We start from the raw sequence: 19,491 nt of genomic DNA, 5'->3' as shown, positions 1-19,491 counted from the left end.
TATGGATCGCAACGTAAAGCGGCGCCTATCGGTGGGGCTGATGTGGTGTGAGTGAATCTATTCCGCGATGTTTGCTGTATGGGTCGCCACGTAAAGTGGCTCCTATCGGTGGGGCTGGTGTGGTGGAAGTGAATTTATTCCGCGATGTGTGTTGTATGGGTCGCCACGTAAAGCGGCGCCTATCGGTGGGGCTGGTGTGGTGGGGCTGGTGTGGTGGGAGCGGATTTATTCCGCGATGTTTGCTGGATGGTTCGCCACGTAAAGCGGCGCCTATCGGTGGGGCTGATGTTGTGGGAGCGGATTTATTCCGCGATGTGTGTTGTAGAGCGCGCCACATAAAGCGGCTCCTATCGGTGGGGAGCTAATGTGGTAGTAGCGGTGCTACTCTGCTTAGAGTTACGATATTTCAATAAAAAAGAGAGTCAAGGATAAGGGAATGAAGATGGGTTGGAGTAAATGGAGGGAGACTATTTTTAAGACCAGTTTGGTTTTAATATCGGTGTTGTTGTTTCTCTTTTTTGATGGTCGTGAGTTTTGGCTCACCCAGATACAACCTCAATTGACCCATGTAATCAGTAATAAAAAAGCTGAGGTAGATAACCCGCCAGTGGCTCCTGAGCAACGGTTCAAAAAGCCAAGTTTAGCTCGATTAACGAATAGTGATACTTGTGATCATCAAGCCAATTTGAGACGGTTTGGGCGGTGTAAATCTAAGCCCAAAGCAGGGATTAAGTATCGTGTTGAAAATGGAATATATACTTGGGTAGATGAAAAAGGCATCACCAATTACTCGGATAAAAAGCCAGACTCTTCAGCGCTATCTTACCAACCAAAACGTAATCAGGTTATTGATTTCTTTGAACTGAATATTTCTGGGACCCATATCACCAATCAGTTTAAAAATGTGTTGAGCACTAAACTAAATGCTGTATTTCGTGGCTATACCAGTATCGTGGGGTTAGATGCAATGCAAAAGGTGACGTTGACCATCAAAGTGCTGCCAAACAGGCGTGAGTACGAGCAAGCGGTGAGGTCTTATGGTGGTGATCCAAAAGGAAGTGTCGGGATTTATTTTGGCAGGCATAATCTCGCCTTGGTTGAGCAAAGAAGTCAATACGCAACGATGCAAACTGCTGTTCATGAAGCGGTGCATGCAATCAATCAAGCTGTAATTGGATATTCACCGCGCTGGTTAAATGAAGGGCTTGCAGGTTACTTTCAAACCATAAAAGTTAACATGCAGGTTGGCACTGTTTATCCAAATTCTGCAAGACTAGATAGTGGCTATATAAAGGGAAATATTTTACCGCCTTATGACCTTATTAACGCGGAGTCTGACTGGAAGTCATATAATACGGGCTTGATGTATAAGAGTAGCTGGGCAGCGATTCACTTTTTGATGTCGACAGCCAAGGGGCGGCAGAGCCTCAAGGCATTAATGTTGTACGAGCAAATTGAGCGTTGCAGATCGCTCAACCATCAAGAATCGAGCAAGTTGCTAGCTGAGCATTTCCCAAATTTACATGACAGATTTTTACGGTTTGTACAGAGTCCGGTAGAACCACATCGTCTCTGAGTTAGAATAATGTTACTCATTAGACCAAAGGATAATGTACCTATACTTCCATATTCCTTTATAAAATGGTTATATTATAACTATCGATACTAAGGAAAAACACAAAAATGAACAATAAAAAGTTACCGTTAAACCTAAATAAAAAAGTTATAAAACAACTTGATAGTAAAATGTTGAGCCAATTGGTTACCAATAAAATTGCAGGCGGTTCTAATAGCTATAACGGCCCTTGCTATACACCGGCCACATCGCAACGTTACTGTTAAAAAATTGTTTTTTATGGTGGTGCGGTCATTTTCATTTTTACGTCATAATGAATAAATGTGTTTGCAGTAAAATAATAACAGCCTAAAACACCTTGATATTTTGCAAATAACGACGCTGTCACCATCAAGCTAACGGGTACATACGTTGGTTTATACCTAATCTCATGTGACCATTGTCACCAAAGACTCTAATTTATTAGGGTCTTTTTTTATGGCTGGCGATAAGGTGGTCACTACAATCTGTAACCTTAAATGCGGTGTTAATTGGTTTGATCCTTTTTAAGCTAGTAGGCTTGAATACAGGGTGCAAACCCCTCTACATTAAAAGCATAAAAGGCTCTATAAAATGATGCTATAGAGCCGTTTGGTTGGGGAATTATAGCGCTTCAAGCATCCATTTTGCGTTTAAGTTTTCTGGCTTGCCATGACGGTTTAGCTCTGGCCGCTCTTGTGCTTGATTAAACCAAATGTACTGCTGCCAAAATTCATTTTTGATGTTCCAAAGGCCACCTTGATAAATTAACGAATACATCGCTTGGTTGGGCGAGTCTACTAACTTTAAATAACCACTTGCTTTGCTGCTGTAGCTTAAGAACAAAGACGGTGCCTGTGTACTTCTGTAGTAGTGGTAACCTTGTGGGCTGGTGACTTCTGTTAGCATTAGCGGCTCGTTTTGGCTTAATGTTACGGGCGCATTATTTGTGAGCGTCTGTGCAGCCATAAACTGGTTGTTAACTGGTGATTTTATAGCAACCTGCTTACCTGTATCTGGGCGGAGTTGTGGGTATGTCCAACCCGCTGGTGGCGTTTGCCAAGTGATTGACTTCCAGCGCCAGTTATAAGGAATATCAAGGTGTGGATCGTTTAAATCTTCATAGCCTGGCTCAGCTTCAATGTTATATAAGCATTGGTTGCGTTGGGCTTCTAATTGAGCAACACGTTCAGCTTGATTGGTTGTCCCCACATTCAGCTCTGCCATACATTCCGCTAAGGATTTTCCCTTTCCAGTCTCATTCGGTGCAAGCACATAAGTACCATCGCGTTTATCCTCGTCTTGATACCAAGCCTGCATTGCTGCTTCATCAAAAGATAACCAGTGGTCAACTAACTGTTTTGCTTCTTGTTCGGCAATGTCACGCCTTTGTGCTTTTGGCGTTGCCATGGTACGGATAAATGCAGCCCACAGATCTTTGCTGGCCTCAAGTGCAACAATTGCCACAGGTTTCATGCTGCTAATTCGGTATGACTGCCAACCTGACTCTAATCTTGTGTCGGGCTGCCAAATTACGTCGCCACTGGAAAAGTCCAAGACATCCTTGGTATCGTGACTATGTTGCTCTGCGCCTTCTGAGCAAAGATACGCCTTGACTTGCCATATTTTTTCATAATTGTCATTCGGTAGCCGAACGGTGTGTTCTGGGCTGAACGAGTCTTGGAATAAGTGCACAGCGCGGCCAAATAAAAAATAGTTGTGGTCAACTTCTGTGAGCGCTGAATGACCGCCGCCATCCCATACCTTCAAGCGTTTTTCTTCCGCCATCGCTGCATCAATAAAGTGTTGAATAAAGCGTTTTTGAGCTCGATATGCGGCGTCAACACCTCCTTGACCACCAATATCATCATAACGGCGCATAAAATGGTCAAGTTGAATATCTGCAGGCTCTTGAGAGACAGCGCTAAAACAATTCGGACCAGTCGGATCTATGCTTGCATTGGTGACATTAAAACCTGCAATATCAACCCAGCGCTCCCCAACAATGGCAGAATTTACACTATCATATCTTGGCTCATATAGTGCGTTGTTGTTTAGATTTGCTTGCAGCTTTGACACTTCGTTAAGTGCGGTATTTAGCGAAATATTTTTTGCAAGACCATCGCGCCATGTATGGCGTGGATCGTTTGGATCTGGACTGATGACATGCTCGGCATCTAGCACTTCAAGTGCAGCGGTTCGAGTTAGCCATTCGTGACCCATAGGCATGACACCTTGGCCACCAAATTGTGTAAATGCGTTGACAGATGAGGTGAGCGCTAATCCACATACCAGCGCAAGCGGCTTTATTTTCATATCTACTCCTTGAAAATTAAAAGCTAAAAATAGTGCAAGTGCTCTATATTGGTGGCGATTATAGTTTGTGATTAAAATGTTTCAACAGTTTAATTTTTATTTTTAAAGTGTTTTTAGTGTTTAACTTGTAAATTTGGTGGGACTTGTTTTGGGGTTGATGTGATTAGGTGTCATCGCTTCGCATAATATGGTGTGGTTTTATTATTTAGTTATTTGAAATTATTTTAGTGGGCTTGAGAAAATACGTCATTATCCTATGCCACGCACTTACTCTTACTTTTTAATACCGTAAAAAATGAGTGTATCTTGCTGGTAAAGTCGGACTCTGACCATAAGTACACTCGAGGTTGAAGTATTCGTTTTGCTATACTCAAGTGGGGTTTAGCACTACAACAAGCTCAAAATACGCTTGGCATTTTCCCTTGAAAGGCAGCTTTGCACTGGCATACGTAAAAACTTGTTGGCGGGCACCTCCTTGGCTTCTCCTTGATGTAATAAATCACCGCTGTATACATTAACCTGACATGTGGTTTTATCTTGTTCTTCTGAATAAACAAGCTCCACTTTTTCCGCTTTCATAATTAAGTTTTTATAAGGGTAACCTGCGTCAGTAAATACTCTCTCGGCCGGTGTTGATATTGCATGCGATGAAAATACAACCATGGGAAATGCCAGTATAATTGCGTATTTCATGATAAAGACTCCTTCCGTCTCTGGTTTAAACGCTAAAAAGTATTGTGCGTATTCATAAAACTGACAAACGAGAAATTGTGCACTATAGTTAAGTTTTTGTTAAGTATGTTTAGAATGAAAGCACCGCCATTAAAAGGACTCTGGTACTTTAAAACCGCTGCTGAGCTTGGCGGTTTTAAGCAGGCAGCTGAAGCGTTATTTGTTACCCAAGCTGCGGTGAGTCAACAGATCAGACTATTAGAGCAACAACTGGGTATTTTGCTCTTTGAAAGGCAAACCAGGAAAGTGATGCTGACACAACAGGGTCACGCGTTACTGCCTTATTTACACAAAGCATTTGGCCAAGTTGAAATGGGCTTATTAACCCTTAAAGCCGATCCAAGTCCGTCGACGATTAATCTTACCGTTTTGCCATCGTTTGCGACATGTTGGCTATTACCTCGTTTGGCCAGTTTTAATAAGGCGTTGCCAAACTACCAGTTACGCATCGACCCCACAGAGCAGCTAGCCGATTTCCATCAAGATGATATTGATATAGGGATCCGCTTTGGTTTAGGTGACTATCCAGGTTTAAAAAGTGAACTACTCGCAGAAGATGAGCTAGTTATTGCGTATCGCCCGGGGTTAATAGACCCAAGTCAGCCCATTCGCATGCAATTGTCTAAATTGAATTTTATCTATGACGAAGGGCGCGATAATGAAAAGGCTTGGCTTGCATTAAATCAGCAGCTTGGATTAATGGGGCATACGGTGAGTAACCTCAAAATAGATAATGCGGCATTGGTACAACAAGCGACGGTGGCGGGGCAAGGGTTTTCGCTATTGCGCCGACGTTTGGTTAACCAATCTTTGGAGCTTGGACAACTAGAGATCTACCCTGACTTTGCGTGGCCTTGCGAATATCGTTATTACTTAGTGGCACCTGAACGGCATTTTGAGTGGCCAAAATTAAAGGCATTTCGAAATTGGCTAGTGGCTGAATTAAGGACAAGTATTTAATTTATACCAATTTGCTTAATTAAGTGGTCTATTTTGAGGCGAGAAAATCTTGTCGATAACAAGGCAAAAATTTTGCTATTTAGTTGTTCTAAATGAGAAGTTTTTAACGCTGTTAGCGTCAGATTTACTCCTTCAAATTGAACAAGTATTAAGTCAAATTGGTATTATACTTTGGATAATGCCAGTTTGCTTTGACGGTAGTAAGGCGCAGTAGCGGTGTTATGAATAAGCTTCTTTTGTCTTCATATAGGAGACTGAATTAGGTTAATAACGCAAATAGATATGACCAAAGTGGATCTGAGCGAGATAACTTAAAGCGATATGCTCAGATCCAAAGGCTTATTAATTAAAGATGTTTTTTAAGAAAGTCGAGATAGGCTTGAGAGGCCTCAATACGATTTTCCTTTTTCGAGAATCCGTGTCCTTCATCTTCAAACAAGACGTATTTGACCGGTACATTGTTTGAGCGAACTGCTTCTACTAATTCATCGCTTTCAACTTGCAGTACTCGGGGGTCGTTTGCACCTTGTACCACCATCAGTGGTTTAGTGATATTTTTAGCATGGAAAAGCGGTGATATACGATGCAAACGTTCCTTATCGGTAGCTGGATCGCCTAGCTCATCATACAGTGACTTGCGATATGCCTCCCACCAAGCAGGAATAGACTCAAGAGTTCTGACCCAGTTAGTTACACCAAAGATATTGATCCCAAGCTTAAACTCTTCCGGCTCGAATGCCAATGCCGCAGCTGTCATATAGCCACCATAGCTTCCACCCATGATGCCGATGCGGTCAGCATCGACCCAGTCCAGTTGTTGTAGGTATTTTTTACTCCAAACGATATCTTGTAAATCATCTTCGCCATGACGCTTGTCATCTAAGTGGAAGAAGGTTTTACCGTAGCCAGAGCTACCTCGGTTGTTTACGGCAAAAATGGCATATCCTTGGTTAACTAAGTGCTGAGTAAGTGCACTGTAACCTGTCATGCTCTGGCCTCCAGGACCGCCATGAACGAATACAAGTGCCGGTACCTTATTTGTTGAGCTTGCGAGTTTTGGTTTATAAAGTACTCCAGGGATCTCCAAACCATCAAAACTGTTAAAGCGAGCGATAGTGCTTTCGACCAGGTGGTCAGTATTGATTTTTTCACTTAACGTCGAGGTGAGTTGTTTAACTTTGTCACTTCCAACCTGCCATACGTACAAGTTATTTGGCGACGTATCTGAATTTAAATAAAAAGTCATCAGCTTTTCGTCATCAGAGAAGTTAACACTGTTTATGCTACCAGCTGGGAGCTTGGGTAAATTGATATCCTTGCCTGTTTTCAGGTCGGTGATCGTCACTTTAATACTGGAGTCTTCGTTTACACCCACTACGCGGTAGCGGTTGGAATCGGAGAAATACAAAAATCGTACGTCCCAATTTTTTACGATGTAGGGTGTGTGTTTACCTGTCGCGATTTCATAACGCCAACTTTGAGAGAACTCACCATGGGCATCAGTGCTGTAGTATAAATACTTGTCGTCCTTAGAAAATGCTGAAGCGAAAAAGTTTGCCTCGTGCTCCACGTTTGAGATCTCAACGAGTGGGGCATCTGGGTTATGTAAATCGAGTAAGAATAGGTCGCTGTCTTTATTACCTTGGGCATTGACAAGTGCAAGGTAGCGGTCTGTCTCACTCATTTTTTGGACATTTAAGTTTTTGTCATTTTTATAGATAAGTTCACTTTCGTAAGTGCTGGCATCAAAGCGATATAGATCCATAAAGCGTTCATCGCGCTTATTACTTAACACAAAAAATGCCTTGTTATCCTCAGAGAAGCCGACAAAACCTGCTCTGACCTTTTCTCCCGGTGTGAGGTCTTTTACATTGCCATTTTCGTCACGGACAAAGAGATGAAATCGTTCATTACCGCCGCCGTCTCGGGTGAATAAGATACGGGGATCGTTGGGAAAGTATCCAACTGGATAGGTTGAGTCTGCGGCATCGGTTATTTGTGTTCTTTTGCCTGTTTTAACATCAACTTCATAGAGGTTAAATATGCCTGACTCATCTGAGGCCACCAAGATTTTCTTTGCATCAGGGCGAAACGCGTTACCTTGAATATCTGTGGTGTCAAAAAATGTTTCTGCCGAATACGTTTTAAAGTCAGAGATAGCTTGAGTAGTTTGCGGTGGATTAACTTGTTGACTGGTTTGATTGCATGCTGTGAGTGACGCGAGCAACGCACATGCTAGGAGTGATTTTTTAAACATAATTTCCCTACTTTCGTTATTGTTATTGATTTCTAGCATATAACGATAGAAATCAATGGCAAGCATCTCACAGGGGATTTATGTAAACCAATGTAGGATTGGTATGTGATTGGCTTTCCAGTCAAAGGGTCAATCACATACCAAGTTTAGGGGGAGTAATTATTTAAGGTCAAACCGGTCTGCATTCATCACTTTGGTCCACGCCTCAACAAAGTCACGAACAAACTTCTCTTTACTATCATCTTGTGCGTACACTTCGGCGTAAGCACGCAAGATAGAGTTAGAGCCAAAGACGAGATCAACGCGAGTGGCTGTCCATTTTACTGTGCCCGTATCACGTGTTTTGATCTCATAGAGGTTTTCTTCAATAGGCTGCCAGATATATGACATGTCGGTTACGTTAACAAAAAAGTCATTACTTAAGCTACCAACATTATCGGTGAATACGCCATGGGTTGTTTGCCCATGATTGGTGCCGAGCATACGCATACCACCAATAAGTACGGTCATTTCTTTGGCTGTCAACCCCATTAGCTGGGCTTTATCAAGCAGCATTTCTTCTGGTTTTACGCTGTAATGTTGTTTTTGCCAATTGCGAAAACCATCATGGACAGGCTCTAATACGTCAAATGACTCGATGTCAGTTTGCTCGTCTGTGGCATCACCTCGCCCCGCAGCAAAGGGTACCTGAATTGATACACCAGCATTTTTCGCGGCTTGCTCAATAGCTGCGGAGCCTCCTAACACAATCAAATCAGCCATGCTTATGGTCGGCGTAAAGTTACTTTGCACGGTTTCTAATGCTGTGAGGACCTTCGCTAGGCGTTCCGGTTCATTGGCGAGCCAACTCTTTTGTGGGGCAAGGCGGATCCTTGCTCCATTTGCACCACCTCTAAAGTCGGAGTGTCTAAATGTTCTGGCGCTGTCCCACGCGGTGGCTACCAATTCTGAAATAGTGACATCGGTAGCTAGAATTTGTTGCTTGAGCGTACTAATTTCATTGTCATTTAGGGTGTAGTTAACGCTAGGGACTGGGTCTTGCCAAAGTAGTTCTTCGTTAGGGACTTCCGGTCCGAGGTAGCGGCTTTTAGGGCCAAGGTCACGGTGAGTAAGTTTGAACCAAGCTCTGGCAAAAACATCGTTAAAATAGTCAGGTTCGGCATAAAACTTTTCAGCAATTTTTCGATAAGCAGGGTCCATTTTCAACGCCATATCGGCATCTGTCATCATTGGCATGCAGCGTTTGGATGCGTCTTCAGCGTCGATTGGCTTATCCTCTTCTTTAATGTTGATAGGTTGCCATTGCCACGCGCCCGCTGGACTTTTAGTTTGCTCCCATTCGTAGCTAAATAGCAAGTAAAAGTAGCCATTATCCCATTGTGTTGGGTTGGTTGTCCAAGCACCTTCAATGCCACTGGTGACTGTGTTTGCCCCGATCCCTCTTGATGTATGGTTCATCCAACCGAACCCTTGCTCATGCAGAACTGCTCCTTCTGGAGCTGGGCCTAACTCATCAGCATTGCCATTTCCGTGTGCTTTGCCTACTGTATGACCACCTGCGGTAAGTGCGACCGTTTCTTCATCGTTCATCGCCATTCTAGCAAAGGTGACTCGCATATCTTCAGCAGTTTTAAGTGGGTCTGGGTTACCGTCTACGCCCTCAGGATTAACGTAGATAAGACCCATCATCACAGCGGCAAGCGGATTTTCTAAATCGCGTTCACCGCTATAGCGACTGTTTGAATTATTGGAAGGAGCCAGCCACTCTTTTTCGCTGCCCCAGTAGGTATCCTTTTCTGGATGCCAGATATCTTCTCGACCACCGGCAAAACCGAAGGTTTTGAAACCCATTGATTCATATGCCACGTTGCCTGCTAATATGATTAAGTCCGCCCATGAAATTTGGTTGCCATATTTCTTTTTAATAGGCCAAAGCAAACGTCGTGCTTTGTCTAGATTGCCGTTATCTGGCCAGCTGTTTAGTGGCGCAAAACGTTGATTACCTGTATTTGCACCTCCTCGACCATCGGCTACACGATAGCTTCCAGCGGCATGCCATGCCATTCTTATCATTAACCCACCGTAATGTCCCCAATCAGCGGGCCACCAAGGCTGTGAGTCAGTCATCAAGCTAGTGAGATCTTGCTTTAATGCTTGATAATCCAAACTATTAAACGCGGTCTTGTAGTTAAACCCGTCATCCATTGGGTCTGTTTTGGTGTCATGTTGATGTAAAATATCTAGATTAAGGCTGTTTGGCCACCACTGGTGTTGGGTTTGTGCAGAGGAAGTGTTTGCGCCATGTGCAAACGGACAAACTGATGGGGTACTTTGTTGCTTACTCATTATAAATCCTTGGTTATCGGTGACGAAGATTAAACACCAATCTTAGCGACAGGGTGTGGGCACTCACTGTTTTAAAATCAAGCAAAACTGTACTAACTGTATGCCCCAAACCTACGGCAAGCGGTATACCAAGTTACTCCTTCCAATTGCGCAAGTATCAAGAGTAATTGGTATTTCTTGGATTGGTATACAGCATAAAGGTAGTTCCGCTTGGAGGCTTTTACCAGTATCTAGAGGGGGTTGGGTATCTCCATGCTTTTGCAATAATTGCAAAAGCATGGGTGAAGGTGTGTTACCAACAGTAAAGGTCAACAGACCCTAGTTTATCACTTGCTGAGAGTGGGTATTAGGTGTCGTTTGTGTGTTTGTAGCTGTGGTATTTATCCGTGAGATTGTTTTCCAACAAATTAAGGTCATTAATGTTAAAAGTGCGATGACTACAGCAAAATCAAAACGTGTTGTGGGGGGAAGCGCATCAAATTGTGTTATCAATGAGACCAGATTGATTATTGCTGTGATGCAAAATGTAATGCAGCTAAGACCGAGCAATACTTTGCTATATGACAGCACCTGCTTAGCGAATTGACTGCTGAGCAATGCAAATATAAATGCTGAAAACATAGAAAACTTCACGGTTTCCAATTTATCAATATGACTTACTGGGAGTGCTGTAGTAAGTGCAAATCCAACGCTTATGGCTAATAACACGCCAATAAAAGCGCCACTGGTTAAGCGCTTAACAAAAAGTAAACTCCTTGGACTTTGCTTGCGCTGTTTGGCTCGTTTGTCTATCCATATCAGATTCCCACTGACGATTAAATAAGCGGTGGCAAGGCCAAGGCATAAGAAAGCTAAACGCATGCCATAGCCTGCAAAATCACCAAAATGTAGACTTGCTATCGTTGATAGCCCAGCACGAACGGCATTGTCGTAATTGTTTTCTGTGAGGTAAATTTGTGATTGGTCAGCAAGTTTATATTGCACTTCGTTGTAGTTAGAGAAGGCGTCATTGCTCTTTGCACTAATACTAACTACCGCATTTTTATCACCAAAATGGGTGATTTCAACGGAGGTGATTGTCACATCTCCAAAGGTGTTGAGTGCTTTTTCACGCAGCGCATCAATGCCTGTCATCGTAGCTGATTGCTCGACGGCCTCGACGGTTGGCTCGTTGAACCCAGCCGCTTGCAGCAGTGCTGTTTGGTTGCCTCCATATAGCAACACCGCATAGGAGATCTGATAGATAATCACTAAATTAAATACCAGACCGGTAAATGCGTACATTATATGAAATGGCAACCCCATGGTGCCAATCAAGTTGTGTGCATCAAGCCACTTGTCTTTCTTGCCTTCAGTTCGATATTGAAAAAAGTTTTTAGCAATTTTACGCCAATGGATAACAAGGCCGCTTAAGATAGCAACAAAGAAGCATAAAGTGATCACGCCAACAAAGTACAGACCTATCCGACCAAGCCCTAAATCATAGTGGAGCTGATATAAAAATGTGGCAAACTCAAATGTATCGGCGTCTGCAAGTACGGCTCCAGAGCTTGGCGAGAGAAGTAGGTGGCGATCTTGGTGGTCTTCACCTGTTACTGGGTGTGGCTCATCCAAATGGGTAGCAAAATAAACTTCAATAAATGGGTTATGTTCACTTGGCTCACGCATGAAAAAGCTATGATGCGTATCGATATTATATTGCTGTTGCAAGCTTGAAATAGCTTTATCATAAGAAATAGACTCTTCTGCGGAGGCTGATTTTACTGCCAGTTGAGCTCGCTCCCACCCGTTTATATTGTCTCTAAAGAGGCTAAGAGAACCGGTAATAAATACGATAAACAGTACTGTTGAAATAATCAGTCCTATCCAAGCGTGCGCCTCAGTCAACGATTTTAGCGTTTGATTTTTCATGTTTTATCTCATTAACAGTAGTGCAGAGTTGAGGAGTATCGAAGGGATCAAAATAGTAAATAAACGCTTACTTGCAGCCCCTGCGGTGGTAAAAGCATAGCTCCATGTCATCACGCCAGCCCAAATAGGAAAAGCAAGAATAAGGCCTAGCATAAGCTTAGCGGCTTCAGAAAACGGCAAAAGTAAATTCAAGTTTAAAACTAAAGAGATAGACAGTAGCAGCCCGAGAAAAAATCCAAGTAAAGTTTTAGGCCACATATGCTATGCCTCCCAATAACAATGAAAAAGCACAAACCATTGTGGCGGCCAGATAAAAGCGTCTTTTTGGATAAGCACTAAGCAAAGTGACCGACACTAACGACGACATCAGCACAACGACGACAGCAAGCATTGCTGAAACGATGGGAAATTGTAGCGTTAAAATATAAAAACCAGAAAAAATCAGTAAGGCTGCGATAGCATAGCTTGGTGAGCGCTTTAGCGAAGTTGCCAAGTAGCGCTGTTTTGGACTCGCGAAGTAGAGTAAGGTTGTTGCAAACCAAATTGGTATAATTGAGAAAAAGCTCATGATGCTGATAATCATTATTGTTTGCAATTGATTGTAATCATTATGGGTAGGCACTGCAAGAGGGAGAGTGATAATTGTTATTTGCGAGATGCGAGATTAACTATTCGCCCTTTACAAACTCTATAGCTTCATGTTGGTGAGGGGGGTAACTCCCATCTACACCATAAGTTCTAGCAGCTTGTTCCAATAGTAGTCAAGAAGGCTTAGTGGTGTATTTGCCGAGTAAAGCCGTGCGGCTAATGACAAGAAAGCACGGCTTTTGATTGTGAATTAGCTTTTATACCAATTTGCTTAATTAAGTGGTCTATTTTGAGGCGAGAAAATCTTGTCGATAACTCCGCTAACGCGTCCTGCTATCGCTAAGGTACCTACATCCATATAGGCAAGGCAAAAATTTTGCTATTTAGTTGTTCTAAATGAGAAATTTTTAACGTTGTTAGCGTCAGATTTATTCCTTCAAATTGAGCAAGTATTAAGTCAAATTGGTATTAGATAAGTGAGAAGCTACCTTGCATGATGGCAAAGTGGCCAGGGAATGAGCAAAAGAACCGATAGTCTTCACCCTTTTTTAAGCGTTCAGTCGAAAAAGTGACTGTAGTTTGTTCGCCACCACCAATGACTTTACTGACCGCATATACGCGATCATCACCCGGTTTAACATAACTATTGCTTGCACCTGCGGTCATGCCGTCTGTGGCGACTGCTTGCACATCTGCTGCCTTACTCAACACCCAATTATGCCCCATGGTTGTTGCTGGTAACTTTCCTGTGTGTTTTAACGTGAGAGACACTTCTTTACAGCTGCTTGGAGCGCTAAGCGCCTTTGCTGAAAATTGCATCATGTCATTTGCTTCAATAGTCAGTGCGCATTCATTGGCTGAGGCCGCTTTTGATAATGTTCCCGCCGCAAGAGAAATCAAAAGTACAGAAAAAAGGTGTTTCATAATTTAACTCCTAAATAAAAATCATTTTTATTATCAAATGTACGTTATTGTTTGTAAATGGATCAAGATCAAAAAAACTGTTCTATGCTTGATGCTAATACGGAACTTAGCAATGGAATCGATCATGAATAAATATTGGCTTGTACCACTTTTACTCAGTCCACTACTTGCAAATGCTGATACCTCTTCAACCATTACATTGGCTTCGGATTACTTGTTCAATGGGGTAAGTCAAAGTAAAGAAGACGAAGTAATACAGCTCAGTTTAGATTGGCTCGGCGATACTGGGTGGTACGCAGGGGGCTGGGTTTCAAAGGTCGATTTTGGTGATGGCACTGACTTTGAAGGAGATATTTATGGAGGATATAAATTTACACTAGTTAACAACGTAACATTAGATATTGGTGTTTCTCAATATACCTACCATGGCGATGACGTGAGTTCAGAATACAATTATGCTGAAGCTTACGCCAAGCTTGGTTATGGCCATACCAGCTTGGATTTTTGGTATGCGTGGGATTACTTTGGTACCGGTGCAGGGCACGGTATTGTAATGTTAACTCACACTCTAGTACTTGACGATAACTGGTCTATCACACTAGGAGTTGACCATTCTATGAGCTTTGACAGTGATAAGTTTGAATGGGAATCTGAGGATGATGACTACACACATTGGCATTTAACTGGAACATACGCGATACACAGCTGGAGCATGTCATTAGGATACGAAAGCAATGATATTGACAGCTACGCCGACTCTACATTTTTACTATCAATTTCAACAGTGATCGATTGGTAATTTAACCTTTAATTCAAGTTTTATTAACTTTTGTATTGATTTTAGCTGCAAATTGTACTTTTATATAGTAGTACAATTAACGTCACTAGGGGGCTTTTTTATGATGCCTGACAAGTGACGTGTATAAGAACAACATATACGCTGTGGAGCTGAAATATGAAGGATTCGATAAAATTAACAGCACTGTCTCTTGCGATTTTCTCCCGTTTTAGTTTTTCTAGCCCTCTAGAATTTGCGGGGGGAGCAGACATGTCAAAATTGATAGATGTACAGCATATCTTACCCAATTTGAATGAATATTGTAGTGATGTCATCACGCTCAAAGGTGTCGTGACCAGTGTGTGCAAAAAGTTAGGTTGCTGGATGACGTTACAAGTTGCCGACGGCCTTGATGTGAATATTCAGGTGGAACAAGGTGATATGGTTTTCCCTACCGCTGCAATTGGGCGTGAAGCCCATGTTACTGGGCGCTTTACCCGCGTTGAGCAAGCCGCGCAGCCGCAACTAGAGCAACGCGCTGAGCACCGCTTATTAATGCAGTTGGGATTTGAGCCCACCGCAGTGACTATTTCTTAACACACCATTGGCTAAACATCGGACGGGTGTTAATACAGTAGATAGAAGAGCACCAGGCTACCAAGCGTGGTGATATATAAGTTTTTAAACCGATATGCGAGTATCACAGCAAAGGTTGCAGCGATTAGGTAAGGATTATGTACGCTCAGTGCGAGTTGTTCATCTTGAATAAACACAATGGGTACCCAAATTGCGGTGAGTACACACGGGGCGCTAAAGCTTAAAAATCGCTGCAATTTAGGTCCGATAGTAAAGGGCAGTTGCTTTGCGAGAAATAAATACCGTGTCGCGAATGTGACGCAGGCCATTGCTAAAATCGTTGTTATCATCTGCGCTCCTTGTAACTTTGTAGCAAATATCCAACGGTCATGCCAAGTAACGCTGATGCGATTAACCCAAACTCAAAGTGGACTAGCTTAAATATCAGAATACTGATGGCAGAGCAGATACAGGCGCATAAAATAGGCACTGTGGTAATGCTTGGTATAACCAGCGCGATGAATATTGCTGCAATAGCAAAGTCTAATCCCAAATTGGTCAAATCTGGTAAGAACTGACCTGCAATAATGCCAATGAGTGTCCAAAGGTTCCAAGCGACATAAAAGCTTCCGCCAGCAACCAGAGCATAAAGCAGCCTGAGTTTCCCCTGATATGCGCGATGGTGGTGAGAAAATGCAAACAGTTCATCGGTTAGAAAAAATGCTATAGAACTTCGCCATTTGAGTGGCTTATCTACCATCTTATTGCGAATAGCAAGACCATACAGCAAGTGTCGAGCACTAATGATAAATGTGGTGATGAGCAAGGTGATCAAAGCGGTATCTTTCGCAATAAGCTCTATTGCCACCAACTGCGCAGAGCCGGCAAAAACGAGTAAAGACATAAGCTGCGCTTCTAATGGCGTAAAACCATTTTGTACGGCCAGAGAGCCACATAATATTCCCCATGGGAGCACTGCTAGGTTGAGCGGTAGCATATCCCAAAAGCCCTTGTATACAGCAACTTTCATGGTTAACAGGCCTTACTGTATTGACTGGGCGTGATCCCCATATTTTTTTTAAAATGACGATTAAAGTGGCTTTGATCGTAAAATCCTACAGTCAAAGCTGCATGTGCAACACTTTTACCACAGCGCATAAGTGCCTTTGCGTGATTGAGGCGATGCTGAATTTGAAATGCGTGTGGAGTGAGGCCTGTTTGTGACTTAAATACTCGAATAAAGTAAAAAGGACTCATATCAACAAGGCTGGCAAGTTTATCGAGTGAAACCTCTTCAAACAGATTGTCCAATAAAAACTGCTGGGCGGTGCGGATGCGCGCTTTTACCGACTTTTGTTTCCCTTCAAGCCTCACATTACCTTGCTTTTGGCTCAGATAAGACAGTAAGGCTACCAGCTGAGATTGTTTTGCTAATAAGCCACTTTCAGACTCTAATACATTGAATGTAGTATTCATTAGTTGTGCAAGCGTTGGATCATGTACTACGGCATCTTGAAAAAACGGTGCCATGGCGCTGCCACTTCCCAAAAGTTGATTAAAAAGCTCGGGCGTTGGGTACAAAGAGCGATATGAAGAAGGGCCTGCGGAAGCTTTTCGGCAGTCATGTACTTGCTCTGCGTTTATCAAAATAATGCTATGTTGCTGAGCAACGTGCTCTCCACCAGAGCGATAAAATTTCTGCGCCCCACTCTCAACAAAGGCTAGGGTGTAGCCACTGTGACTATGTCTGCCAAAATCCTCTTTTTTATCAATATTATGAAGTACTTCTAAGCCACCGAGATCACGATGAAAACTAAACTTTGCATGTTGCATATTTCTCTCCCCATTGATAAGAAGGGTATCCGCCTTAACGCGATATGTCTTGTACAAAATTGCACAATTGGCTCACCAGACTTGTTTTTTTATAATATTGACCTGACGGCTTTTTATCAGACACCGACTATTTTGCACTATTAATGTATCTTCATAAGTGCCGTTGAAGATAGTGGTTGGTGCATGTGGCTGTCCTATTGCCTGTTGATGGAGCACAAAGTAACTGTTTGCCTCATACAGATTAGATTTTACATGTTTAATATTGGCACTAGTCATCATGTGCATACTTTTTGTCTTGCTTATGGCTTGCTGTTGCCGCAGGACGATGTCATCTGCACCTGTTAGACTAATCTTGAGTGCGGGTATGGTAAATGTAGCGTTATCAGTGAAAACACTGCGGTAATCAGCCGCTGATTGAGCATCTCGATACGTTATGTATTCTTGTAGTGTCTTTTCACAGTTTTTAAGGTGGGTATTTTTAGGTTGTGTAGACATGCAGCCAGTCGTAAGTAAAAGTGTGGCAAAAAGCGCAGCGAATACTTTCATATTTATTATCCATGTTGAATGATGATTGTTAATTTCAGGTAATGCTGGTTTCTTGTCAAGCAACACCATTTTTGCCGTTTATTTCAAAAGCGCTTACGCTTGTGTGTTTTTCATGTGCCGACGATATTTGAGCAAAGTAGTATAGTTACTCATAGCGCCTTGAGCTGTTGGAGGATCACAGCGGTAGTGCCGCAGATCTAAAAGTCGGGTAAATAAACTTCAATGTAATTATTTTGTAAATAGACTTTAACGTTAGCCTCCTATTATCTTTTTTGGACTAGTCCAGATAATCTTAGTAAAGGAAAGATAATGAAATTACCCGTGCTTCGCAGTGCATTACTTGCACTTTCATTCACCGCCTGTGCAAATGCACTTGAAAATAAAGTATTGCTGATTGGGATCGATGGATTACAATACGAAAAAATTGGCAGCAATCATACCCCAAATTTTGACCGCTTATTTCTAAGTAAAGCGTATACAGGCGGGCTCTCAAAAACTCAAACACAGCAAAAAACCAAAAGTGGCCCAGGCTGGGCAACGATTTTAACGGGAGTTTGGGTGAACAAACATCAAGTCCCAAGTAATGACTCTGGCTTGGCGAATAACGCCTATCGTAGCCTTTATCGTTATATCGCAGAGCATGACGCCAGCGCTCATATTGCGAGCTTTAGCACTTGGGGGCCTATCCATAGCCAATTCTTTCGACGCGATCTCGGTTTAATGAAGCAAAGGTCAGAAGGCGGCAGTGATGATGATAATTTGAACAAAGCGTTGGCGACATTAAATAATGACTCTGCAGACTTCGTTTTTCTACATTTAGATGAGCCAGATGCCGTAGGGCATGCCTTATGCTTCGGCTCTGCGTACAATAAAGCGGTCGAAGATGCAGATAAGAGATTAGGCAAGCTTCTTGATGCCGTTGAAGCCAAAGAGCGAAAAGGTGAAAACTGGTTAGTGATGGTCACGACAGATCACGGTCGCACGCCGATTGTTGGTTGTCACCATGGTGAGCAAACAGAACCAGAAAAAACTATTTTCATAGCTTCTAACAAGAGACTGAATAAGGAATTTAGTTCGAAGGCTGTTAACCCTGCTAATACGGACTTTTCTGGTTTGTATGGCTACCCGGCACAAACTGCGATTGTACCGACTATCTTATCCTTTATGGGAATAGAGACGGGTGTCCAAGCGGGGTTTGAGAGTACATCACTGTATGGTGATGTAGGGATCCGTAAGCTAAATTACGCCAATAAACTTTTTACCTGGCTTGATGATGCACATGCGCCTACTCGGGTTTATCGTAATAATCAATTGCTTGAGACATTACCCGCGGGTGTGTCGCAGTGGCAAGATTCAGCCCCAACTTCTGGTATCAATGACTATAGCTTTGAGCAGCAGGGCGTCTATGTTGGCTATCGTGTGACTGAGCTTAATTTGACCGCAGCACATCAATGGCACAACACTAAAAGCTATTTTTTTTCTGAAGATGCACGCTATTGGCGTTACGACACCTTGTTAGATAAAACTGATGATGGTTATCCTGTGGCGGTGACGGACGGCAATTGGCCGGGGCTTGCAAAATATGCAGAGCAAATTCAGGCAAGTTTCTACAAAGACCGTAATACGGTCTATTACTTTTTATCTACGGGGCTGTACCTAAGTTATGACGTACAAAATGATAGGGTACGAACGGGTTATCCTAAAGCCATAGATAACAGCTCGTGGCCGGGGCTTGCTGAATATGCGAACAAAATAACGGCGACACTACGCTGGACGTCTGACAAAGTATATTTTTTCCTAAATGATGGTCGATACTTACGCTATGATTTAGGAGATGACAGTGTTGATAGTGGCTACCCTAAGGCCATTAATGATAGCACTTGGCCGGGGGTGGGCGACTATGCGAGCAAGATAAGCGCTGCTTTAAAGTGGAACAGTACACGTGCTTACTTCTTTTTAGATGACGGTCGTTATCTGAGATACAGCATTACATTAGATAAAGTAGATCCAGGTTATCCTAAAGTAATTGATAACGGCACTTGGCCTGGGCTGCAATAGTAGTAACAAAAATAATAGACTTTTTAAGGAGTGAGCAGGTTCAAACCGACACTCCTTTTTTTCGTCCAGCTT

17 protein-coding genes are annotated in these 19,491 nt (G+C 42.7%); 5 read left to right on the top strand and 12 right to left on the bottom strand.

Features of this window, described 5'->3' with window-relative positions:
* Positions 1–442: 442 nt before the first annotated feature.
* On the top strand, positions 443–1,576 hold the full coding sequence (locus tag J8Z24_RS18750; protein ID WP_252095983.1) for a DUF1570 domain-containing protein: 1,134 nt from the start codon (positions 443–445) through the stop codon (positions 1,574–1,576).
* A gap of 642 nt (positions 1,577–2,218) precedes the next feature.
* Here J8Z24_RS18750 and J8Z24_RS18745 read toward each other — a convergent pair.
* Both J8Z24_RS18745 and J8Z24_RS18740 read right to left on the bottom strand, forming a co-directional pair.
* Positions 2,219–3,910, bottom strand: coding sequence for a hemolysin D (locus J8Z24_RS18745; protein WP_125251675.1), 1,692 nt, complete (start codon positions 3,908–3,910; stop codon positions 2,219–2,221).
* Between the two features lie 387 nt (positions 3,911–4,297).
* Positions 4,298–4,603: a hypothetical protein gene (locus J8Z24_RS18740; protein WP_125251674.1), complete on the bottom strand. Its 306-nt coding sequence runs from the start codon at positions 4,601–4,603 to the stop codon at positions 4,298–4,300.
* A gap of 114 nt (positions 4,604–4,717) precedes the next feature.
* On the opposite strand from J8Z24_RS18740, the gene J8Z24_RS18735 reads away from it, so the two are divergent.
* Positions 4,718–5,602 (top strand): LysR substrate-binding domain-containing protein, encoded by an 885-nt coding sequence (locus tag J8Z24_RS18735; RefSeq protein WP_125251673.1) that lies wholly within the window; start codon positions 4,718–4,720, stop codon positions 5,600–5,602.
* A 346-nt stretch (positions 5,603–5,948) separates the two neighbouring features.
* On the opposite strand, the gene J8Z24_RS18730 is transcribed toward J8Z24_RS18735, so the two are convergent.
* The 6 genes from J8Z24_RS18730 to azu all read right to left on the bottom strand — a co-directional run bounded on the left by J8Z24_RS18730 (position 5,949) and on the right by azu (position 13,628).
* On the bottom strand, positions 5,949–7,859 hold the full coding sequence (locus tag J8Z24_RS18730; protein WP_125251672.1) for a S9 family peptidase: 1,911 nt from the start codon (positions 7,857–7,859) through the stop codon (positions 5,949–5,951).
* A gap of 159 nt (positions 7,860–8,018) precedes the next feature.
* Entirely contained in the window at positions 8,019–10,205 is a 2,187-nt protein-coding gene (gene katG, locus J8Z24_RS18725) for a catalase/peroxidase HPI (RefSeq protein ID WP_252095982.1), read from the bottom strand.
* A 318-nt stretch (positions 10,206–10,523) separates the two neighbouring features.
* Positions 10,524–12,116 (bottom strand): PepSY-associated TM helix domain-containing protein, encoded by a 1,593-nt coding sequence (locus J8Z24_RS18720; RefSeq protein WP_252095981.1) that lies wholly within the window; start codon positions 12,114–12,116, stop codon positions 10,524–10,526.
* A gap of 3 nt (positions 12,117–12,119) precedes the next feature.
* The gene (locus J8Z24_RS18715; RefSeq protein ID WP_125251669.1) at positions 12,120–12,374 is read right to left on the bottom strand and encodes a hypothetical protein; all 255 of its coding nucleotides are present in this window, start codon (positions 12,372–12,374) and stop codon (positions 12,120–12,122) included.
* Positions 12,364–12,699 (bottom strand): hypothetical protein, encoded by a 336-nt coding sequence (locus tag J8Z24_RS18710; protein WP_252095980.1) that lies wholly within the window; start codon positions 12,697–12,699, stop codon positions 12,364–12,366. The genes J8Z24_RS18715 and J8Z24_RS18710 overlap by 11 nt, the downstream gene beginning before the upstream one ends.
* Positions 12,700–13,172: 473 nt before the next feature.
* A complete protein-coding gene (azu, locus tag J8Z24_RS18705) occupies positions 13,173–13,628 on the bottom strand; it encodes an azurin (protein WP_128730102.1) in 456 nt (151 codons plus the stop codon).
* A gap of 124 nt (positions 13,629–13,752) precedes the next feature.
* On the opposite strand from azu, the gene J8Z24_RS18700 reads away from it, so the two are divergent.
* Together J8Z24_RS18700 and J8Z24_RS18695 are read left to right on the top strand one after the other, a co-directional pair.
* Entirely contained in the window at positions 13,753–14,427 is a 675-nt protein-coding gene (locus J8Z24_RS18700; RefSeq protein ID WP_252095979.1) for a TorF family putative porin, read from the top strand.
* A 156-nt stretch (positions 14,428–14,583) separates the two neighbouring features.
* Positions 14,584–15,003, top strand: coding sequence for a DUF4920 domain-containing protein (locus J8Z24_RS18695; protein WP_252095978.1), 420 nt, complete (start codon positions 14,584–14,586; stop codon positions 15,001–15,003).
* Between the two features lie 29 nt (positions 15,004–15,032).
* On the opposite strand, the gene J8Z24_RS18690 is transcribed toward J8Z24_RS18695, so the two are convergent.
* The 4 genes from J8Z24_RS18690 to J8Z24_RS18675 form a co-directional block, all read right to left on the bottom strand.
* Positions 15,033–15,332, bottom strand: coding sequence for an AzlD domain-containing protein (locus J8Z24_RS18690; RefSeq protein WP_125251664.1), 300 nt, complete (start codon positions 15,330–15,332; stop codon positions 15,033–15,035).
* Positions 15,329–16,012: an AzlC family ABC transporter permease gene (locus J8Z24_RS18685; protein ID WP_252095977.1), complete on the bottom strand. Its 684-nt coding sequence runs from the start codon at positions 16,010–16,012 to the stop codon at positions 15,329–15,331. The genes J8Z24_RS18690 and J8Z24_RS18685 overlap by 4 nt, the downstream gene beginning before the upstream one ends.
* Before the next feature lie 2 nt (positions 16,013–16,014).
* Complete coding sequence (locus J8Z24_RS18680) at positions 16,015–16,815, bottom strand: AraC family transcriptional regulator (RefSeq protein ID WP_128730098.1); 801 nt, start codon at positions 16,813–16,815, stop codon at positions 16,015–16,017.
* Positions 16,816–16,887: 72 nt separating this feature from the next.
* Entirely contained in the window at positions 16,888–17,361 is a 474-nt protein-coding gene (locus J8Z24_RS18675) for a nuclear transport factor 2 family protein (RefSeq protein WP_176032070.1), read from the bottom strand.
* Between the two features lie 309 nt (positions 17,362–17,670).
* On the opposite strand from J8Z24_RS18675, the gene J8Z24_RS18670 reads away from it, so the two are divergent.
* Positions 17,671–19,419 carry an alkaline phosphatase family protein gene (locus J8Z24_RS18670; RefSeq protein ID WP_176032071.1) on the top strand — a complete coding sequence of 583 codons (1,749 nt, stop codon included), beginning with the start codon at positions 17,671–17,673 and terminating at the stop codon, positions 19,417–19,419.
* The last annotated feature ends 72 nt before the right edge of the window (positions 19,420–19,491 follow it).

Origin of the sequence: Pseudoalteromonas sp. SCSIO 43201, assembly GCF_023716725.1 — a bacterium.
GTDB classification, from domain to species: domain Bacteria; phylum Pseudomonadota; class Gammaproteobacteria; order Enterobacterales; family Alteromonadaceae; genus Pseudoalteromonas; species Pseudoalteromonas peptidolytica.
The sequence above is the reverse complement of the archived record's forward strand: the minus strand, read 5'-3'. Positions and strand labels throughout refer to the sequence as shown.

Coding starts and splice junctions, on each gene's coding strand:
- J8Z24_RS18750 (WP_252095983.1), top strand. CDS start 443: ATGGGTTGGAGTAAATGGAGGGAGACTATTTTTAAGACCAGTTTGGTT.
- J8Z24_RS18745 (WP_125251675.1), bottom strand. CDS start 3,910: ATGAAAATAAAGCCGCTTGCGCTGGTATGTGGATTAGCGCTCACCTCA.
- J8Z24_RS18740 (WP_125251674.1), bottom strand. CDS start 4,603: ATGAAATACGCAATTATACTGGCATTTCCCATGGTTGTATTTTCATCG.
- J8Z24_RS18735 (WP_125251673.1), top strand. CDS start 4,718: ATGAAAGCACCGCCATTAAAAGGACTCTGGTACTTTAAAACCGCTGCT.
- J8Z24_RS18730 (WP_125251672.1), bottom strand. CDS start 7,859: ATGTTTAAAAAATCACTCCTAGCATGTGCGTTGCTCGCGTCACTCACA.
- katG (WP_252095982.1), bottom strand. CDS start 10,205: ATGAGTAAGCAACAAAGTACCCCATCAGTTTGTCCGTTTGCACATGGC.
- J8Z24_RS18720 (WP_252095981.1), bottom strand. CDS start 12,116: ATGAAAAATCAAACGCTAAAATCGTTGACTGAGGCGCACGCTTGGATA.
- J8Z24_RS18715 (WP_125251669.1), bottom strand. CDS start 12,374: ATGTGGCCTAAAACTTTACTTGGATTTTTTCTCGGGCTGCTACTGTCT.
- J8Z24_RS18710 (WP_252095980.1), bottom strand. CDS start 12,699: ATGATTATCAGCATCATGAGCTTTTTCTCAATTATACCAATTTGGTTT.
- azu (WP_128730102.1), bottom strand. CDS start 13,628: ATGAAACACCTTTTTTCTGTACTTTTGATTTCTCTTGCGGCGGGAACA.
- J8Z24_RS18700 (WP_252095979.1), top strand. CDS start 13,753: ATGAATAAATATTGGCTTGTACCACTTTTACTCAGTCCACTACTTGCA.
- J8Z24_RS18695 (WP_252095978.1), top strand. CDS start 14,584: ATGAAGGATTCGATAAAATTAACAGCACTGTCTCTTGCGATTTTCTCC.
- J8Z24_RS18690 (WP_125251664.1), bottom strand. CDS start 15,332: ATGATAACAACGATTTTAGCAATGGCCTGCGTCACATTCGCGACACGG.
- J8Z24_RS18685 (WP_252095977.1), bottom strand. CDS start 16,012: ATGAAAGTTGCTGTATACAAGGGCTTTTGGGATATGCTACCGCTCAAC.
- J8Z24_RS18680 (WP_128730098.1), bottom strand. CDS start 16,815: ATGCAACATGCAAAGTTTAGTTTTCATCGTGATCTCGGTGGCTTAGAA.
- J8Z24_RS18675 (WP_176032070.1), bottom strand. CDS start 17,361: ATGAAAGTATTCGCTGCGCTTTTTGCCACACTTTTACTTACGACTGGC.
- J8Z24_RS18670 (WP_176032071.1), top strand. CDS start 17,671: ATGAAATTACCCGTGCTTCGCAGTGCATTACTTGCACTTTCATTCACC.